Raw genomic sequence first — 5,228 nt, 5'->3', positions numbered from 1 at the left:
TTACCTATTGGCTGCCTGAAAAACAGGCAGAGCACCTTTTTCCGATCAGCTGCCGTTAATGCGACAGAGCCCAAATTTGGCCGGAACACATCGGAATCAGCGCTCGAATTAAATCGGAAAGTGCGATCGGATAACTTCGGAATCTATGGTCGGTTTGGGTCGGAATACGCACTCGCCTCAAACGTTTCAGCCAGCCGGATTCTTCCAGAAATTCCAAAAAAAAGCTCACTCAGGCCTGTCGAACACGTTTTTACAAAAAATTACAAACTAAGGTTTGCACATACAAGGGAGTAAAGATAATCATTAAACGATATTGATAATCATTATCGTTTATGTTGTGTTTAGTTTTGGTTAACGGGATCCTTAATGATGAATAAATTTACGGCAATGGCGCTTTCTTCATTGCTACTCACCGCTTCAATAACAAACGCCGCTGAGATTTTTAACAGTGATGGAAATAAAATCGATCTGAACGGTATGGTTGATGCTCGTCATCAGTTCAGTAAAAATGCTGACGATTCGGGAGATGAAAGTTATACAAGGCTGGGTTTCAGAGGGGAAACAAAAATCAATAATCGTATTACAGGGTTTGCTCAGTGGGAATACGAACTTAAGGCAAGCAGTGTAGAAGATTCTGACGAAGGGACTTCCTACACGCGCTTGGGGTTTGCCGGACTTAAATTAGATGATATCTATTCTCTCGATTATGGCCGTAACTACGGCCTTCTCTACGATATTGGCGCATGGACAGATGTATTACCTGTATTTGGTAATGACTCCTATCAGGATACTGACCGCTTTATGACCGGCCTGGCCAATAACCTTTTGACGCTGCGGAATAACAATTTCTTTGGCTTAGTTGATGGGCTTGATTTCTCCCTGCAATATCAGGGGAAAAATGAAGGTTCCGGGGGAAGTGGCTCCGAGCGTGAAGAAGAGCATCAGAATGGTGAAGGTTATGGTGTATCGCTTATCTGGAGCAATGATAATGGTATCAATGCAGGGCTGGCATGGACTGATTCACAAAGGACGTTGTTGCAGAAAAATGATCAACAGGGGAACAGGGCTGGAGCATTAACTGCTGGCGTGAAATATGATGCCAGCAATATATTGCTGGCAGCCAGTTATACTCACAGTAATAATCTTGTACATATAGACAATTATGGCTGGGCTAAAAAAGCGGACAGCTGGGAGATTGCCAGTCAGTATAGCTTTGACTCCGGTTTTCAACCCGGCATAGCCTGGGTATATACCAAAGGGAAACTCGTTAAAAATGACGTCGGCAGCGCGGATATTGTCAACTATATCGACCTGAGCCTCAACTATATATTAAACACCAACATAACTACTTATGCCGATTATAAAATCAATATGCTTAGTAGTCGCGATAATTCAGAAAAAACCTCATTAGTCATTCCTAATGATAATACTCTTGGTGTTGGTATCGTTTACCAGTTCTGACAGACAACCACCAGAATTCTGATGGGCTTATCCCCAGAAAAACCGTTTTACTGCCTGAAAAATTGATATTCCAGTTTTTGCTTACCTGCCTTCGTTGATACGACAGAATCCAAAAACTGAGTAGCTACTACTCCAATTAACATAGCCAACGCTATAAAATATAGCATTGGCTATGTTAGTGTTTATTCTAACCAATAAAGGAAATGTAAATGTTGAACAAAAGTAAACGTCGGATCATTGCTTTAGTGATGACCGTGACAACAGTAATAATGGTCGCACCGACAAACGCGCAGGATACGACACCTAAACGGATCCTGACGACCTTCACCATCCTGCAAGACATCGCGCAGAATGTTGCCGGCGATAAAGCCATTGTGGAATCAATCACCAAACCGGGGGCTGAAATTCATGACTACCAACCCACACCATTGGATATCGTAAAGGCACAGTCAGCCGACCTTGTATTACGCAACGGTTTTGGATTAGAACGTTGGTTCGATAAATTTTTCCAGGGTGTTCACAATGTACCGAGCGTCGTTGTCTCAACAGGCATTGAACCGATGATTATCAAGGATGGTCCATATTCAGGTACGCCAAACCCACATTCCTGGATGTCACCAGCCAACGCTGTCATTTATGTTGAAAACATCCGTAAAGCACTTGATAACACCGACCCGGAAAATGCAGCTTCCTATGACCGCAATGCAGCCGCTTACACCAAAAAGCTTGAAGCACTGAATGGACCTATATCCGCAATGCTTGCAAAAATTCCGGCAAATGAACGGACACTGGTCACATGTGAAGGTGCATTCTCCTATCTGACGCGCAACTACGGCCTTAACGAGCTTTACTTATGGGGGGTTAATGCTGACGAAGAAGGGACGCCGCAGCAGGTTCGGCATGTCATCGATGAGGTCCGCAAAAATCACGTACCCGCAGTATTCTGTGAAAGTACAGTCAACGACAAGGCTATGCAGCAGGTTGCCTCTGAAACGGGAGCACGTTTTGGCGGAACGCTTTTTGTTGACAGTCTGACGAATAGCGATGGGCCCGCACCGACCTACATTAAGCTTCTCGATTACAACGCCAAAACAATTCTGAAGGCTTTCAATGTTAACAACTAATCTTTACCCCACTGTCAGAGTCGAGGCTCTGACAGTCTCCTATCGTGGTGGCAACATTGGGTTATCTGATGTTAGTTTTGAGATCCAACAACCCACCATCTGCGGGCTGATTGGCATGAACGGTGCTGGAAAATCAACGTTGTTCAAGGCCATCATGGGATTTGTCTCACCTGCTTACGGGAAGGTTGAAGTTTGCTATCAGCCGGTAAAATGGGCGCAAAAACAGAACATAATTGCTTACGTTCCCCAGACAGAAGAAGTTGACTGGACCTTTCCTGTATCGGTGCGTGATGTTGTGATGATGGGGCGTCAGGGGCGCATGGGCTTTCTGCGTATTCCGTCTGAAAGGGATGCCGAAATTGTAATGGAAAGCCTGATCCGTGTTGGCATGGAGGCATTTGTTGATCGCCAGATTGGCGAGCTTTCTGGTGGTCAGCGCAAACGTGTTTTCCTTGCACGTGCGCTCGCCCAGCAAAGCCTTATTATGCTGCTTGATGAACCCTTTACCGGCGTTGATGTGAAGACAGAGCATGCAATTATTGCCATTCTTCGCGAACTCAAAGAAGACGGACATATCATCGTCGTCTCGACTCACAATCTGGCAAGTGTCCCTGGCTTCTGCGACGCAGTCATGATGATCAACTCCACGCTTATTGCTTTTGGCTCTGTCAGTGAAGTCTACAGCCCCGAAAATCTGGGCAAAGCCTTTGGTGGGGCTATTCACCAGTTGCCGGTCGGTGTGACCCCCACTGAACTGCAGAACTGTGACAAAAGCCCTGGTGAGGAAGGTATATCAGCATGATAAGTTCTCTGGCATCTCTGCTTGCCGCCCCCTTCAGTTACATCTTCATGATAAAAGCAATATTCGGGGGAGCTGCGGTTGGCGCATTATGCGGTATTCTGTCATGTTTTGTGACACTTAAGGGCTGGTCACTGCTGGGCGATGCACTTTCTCATTCTGTTGTGCCCGGGGTGGCGGTTGCCGCGCTTGTCGGCGGACCTTTTGCCCTCGGCGCTTTTATTGCCGGTCTGCTGGCCGTGCTTGGAATAGGGATTATTGAGCGTAATTCAATATTGAAAAATGATGCTGTGATTGGTGTCGTATTCACCGCATTTTTCGCGGCCGGCCTTTTTATTATTTCGGTTTTTCCCACCAATATCCGTATCCAGACCATCCTGTTTGGCAATTTACTTGGCATTTCCAATGCAGACCTTCTTCAGGTTGGCATTATCGGGCTCATCTGTATCATCACATTTGCAGTCAAATGGAAGGATTTGTTGATTTACTGTTTTGATCCGAACCATGCGCGAGCAATCGGCCTTAACGTAAACGCACTACATCTCACCTTACTGATACTCCTGTCGCTTGCTGCCGTGGCAGCCCTGCAGACAGTCGGGGCGCTGCTCGTGGTCGCAATGCTAATAACTCCGGGAGCAACAGCGCAGTTACTTACGGAAAGATTTGGTCGTATGTTATTCATTGCGCCGCTTCTGGCTGCATTGGCCTGCATAGGGGGAGCCTATGTCAGCTATTTCTTGGATGGTTCAACTGGCGGGGCGATTGTCGTGCTTCAGACAACAATGTTTATCCTGGCGTTAGTCTTTGCGCCTAAAAAGGGGATTTTGGCAACTCGCCGCCGCCATAATGTTTTCAACAAGGAACCAGCCAAATGACTTTCGACGTATTTCTGACATCACTGCTACAGCCGCTGCAGTACGGATTCATGTTGAAGGCGATGACAACCGGCGTATTTGTGTGTTCAGTCTGTGCTGTTCTCTCCTGCTTCATCGTACTAAAAGGATGGGCGCTGATAGGCGATGCCATGTCACATTCCATCCTTCCCGGCATTATCTTCGCCTATATTCTTGGGCTACCAATGGCCGTCGGCGCTATTACCAGCGGTGTCGCATGTGTAATGATTGCCGGAGCGGCGCGCAATCTGACTACGGTGAAAGCTGATGCCCTGCTTGGTATATCTTTCACTGGCTTTCTTGGTGTGGGGATGATCCTTCTGGTGGCAACGCCGAGTAATATCCATTTTATGCATATATTATTTGGCAACCTCTTAGGCATTGAAAAAAATGTTTTAATTCAGACTATTATCATAGGGTCTCTTACTCTGCTGACCGTTTTAATCAAGCGTAAAGATCTCATCCTGTTCTGTTTCGATCCCTGCCAGGCCAGTGTCATTGGACTCTCTCCGGCAAGACTCGAGCTGTTCTTACTGGTGCTCGTCGCCGCTACTGCTGTGACGGCATTGCAGGTCACGGGCATTGTTCTTGTGGTTGCTATGTTAATCGCACCGGGCTGTATCGGATTTCTTTTAACCCAGCGTTTTTACCCTATGTTATTCGTTTCAGTCACTTCAGCCATGATTGCCACTATTGTGGGAACCTTCGCCAGCTTTTGGCTGAATGGTGAGACAGGTGCAACAATCGTGCTCGTTCAGGCGGGCCTGTTCGTTCTGGCATTCCTGTTCGCTCCGAAGAATGGTTTATTACAGAGAAGAAAAAACTTAGGGCTTCAGACATGACGGGGTTGTAAGGGGGATATTAGACGTCAACTAGTTTTACGGTTCTGTCGCATTAAGGCGTTGTCAGGTAACATGCTGTTTTTTTACAATGTTTCCTTCCCATGTCTCT

The 5,228-nt window shown here is 46.5% G+C and carries 5 protein-coding genes; all 5 read left to right on the top strand.

What is annotated here, in order from left to right; translation table 11 throughout:
• The first annotated feature begins 366 nt into the window (after positions 1 to 366).
• The 5 genes from J8X26_RS24970 to J8X26_RS24950 all read left to right on the top strand — a co-directional run bounded on the left by J8X26_RS24970 (position 367) and on the right by J8X26_RS24950 (position 5,119).
• Positions 367 to 1,461: a porin gene (locus J8X26_RS24970; RefSeq protein ID WP_374101307.1), complete on the top strand. Its 1,095-nt coding sequence runs from the start codon at positions 367 to 369 to the stop codon at positions 1,459 to 1,461.
• Between the two features lie 209 nt (positions 1,462 to 1,670).
• Positions 1,671 to 2,585, top strand: coding sequence for a metal ABC transporter substrate-binding protein (locus J8X26_RS24965; protein ID WP_208952295.1), 915 nt, complete (start codon positions 1,671 to 1,673; stop codon positions 2,583 to 2,585).
• On the top strand, positions 2,572 to 3,387 hold the full coding sequence (locus tag J8X26_RS24960) for a metal ABC transporter ATP-binding protein (RefSeq protein WP_208952294.1): 816 nt from the start codon (positions 2,572 to 2,574) through the stop codon (positions 3,385 to 3,387). The genes J8X26_RS24965 and J8X26_RS24960 overlap by 14 nt, the downstream gene beginning before the upstream one ends.
• Positions 3,384 to 4,259: a metal ABC transporter permease gene (locus J8X26_RS24955; protein WP_208952293.1), complete on the top strand. Its 876-nt coding sequence runs from the start codon at positions 3,384 to 3,386 to the stop codon at positions 4,257 to 4,259. Before J8X26_RS24960 ends, J8X26_RS24955 begins: the two co-directional genes overlap by 4 nt.
• The gene (locus J8X26_RS24950; RefSeq protein ID WP_208952292.1) at positions 4,256 to 5,119 is read left to right on the top strand and encodes a metal ABC transporter permease; all 864 of its coding nucleotides are present in this window, start codon (positions 4,256 to 4,258) and stop codon (positions 5,117 to 5,119) included. Before J8X26_RS24955 ends, J8X26_RS24950 begins: the two co-directional genes overlap by 4 nt.
• Positions 5,120 to 5,228 lie beyond the last annotated feature (109 nt).

Origin of the sequence: Rahnella sp. ChDrAdgB13 (assembly GCF_017655185.1) — a bacterium.
Lineage (GTDB): Bacteria > Pseudomonadota > Gammaproteobacteria > Enterobacterales > Enterobacteriaceae > Rahnella > Rahnella contaminans.
Note: the sequence above shows the minus strand (reverse complement) of the source record. Positions and strands in the feature narration are given on the sequence as shown.

Bases quoted from the DNA above. Each gene is read 5' to 3' on its own strand.
- J8X26_RS24970 (WP_374101307.1), top strand. From the start codon at position 367: ATGATGAATAAATTTACGGCAATGGCGCTTTCTTCATTGCTACTCACC.
- J8X26_RS24965 (WP_208952295.1), top strand. From the start codon at position 1,671: ATGTTGAACAAAAGTAAACGTCGGATCATTGCTTTAGTGATGACCGTG.
- J8X26_RS24960 (WP_208952294.1), top strand. From the start codon at position 2,572: ATGTTAACAACTAATCTTTACCCCACTGTCAGAGTCGAGGCTCTGACA.
- J8X26_RS24955 (WP_208952293.1), top strand. From the start codon at position 3,384: ATGATAAGTTCTCTGGCATCTCTGCTTGCCGCCCCCTTCAGTTACATC.
- J8X26_RS24950 (WP_208952292.1), top strand. From the start codon at position 4,256: ATGACTTTCGACGTATTTCTGACATCACTGCTACAGCCGCTGCAGTAC.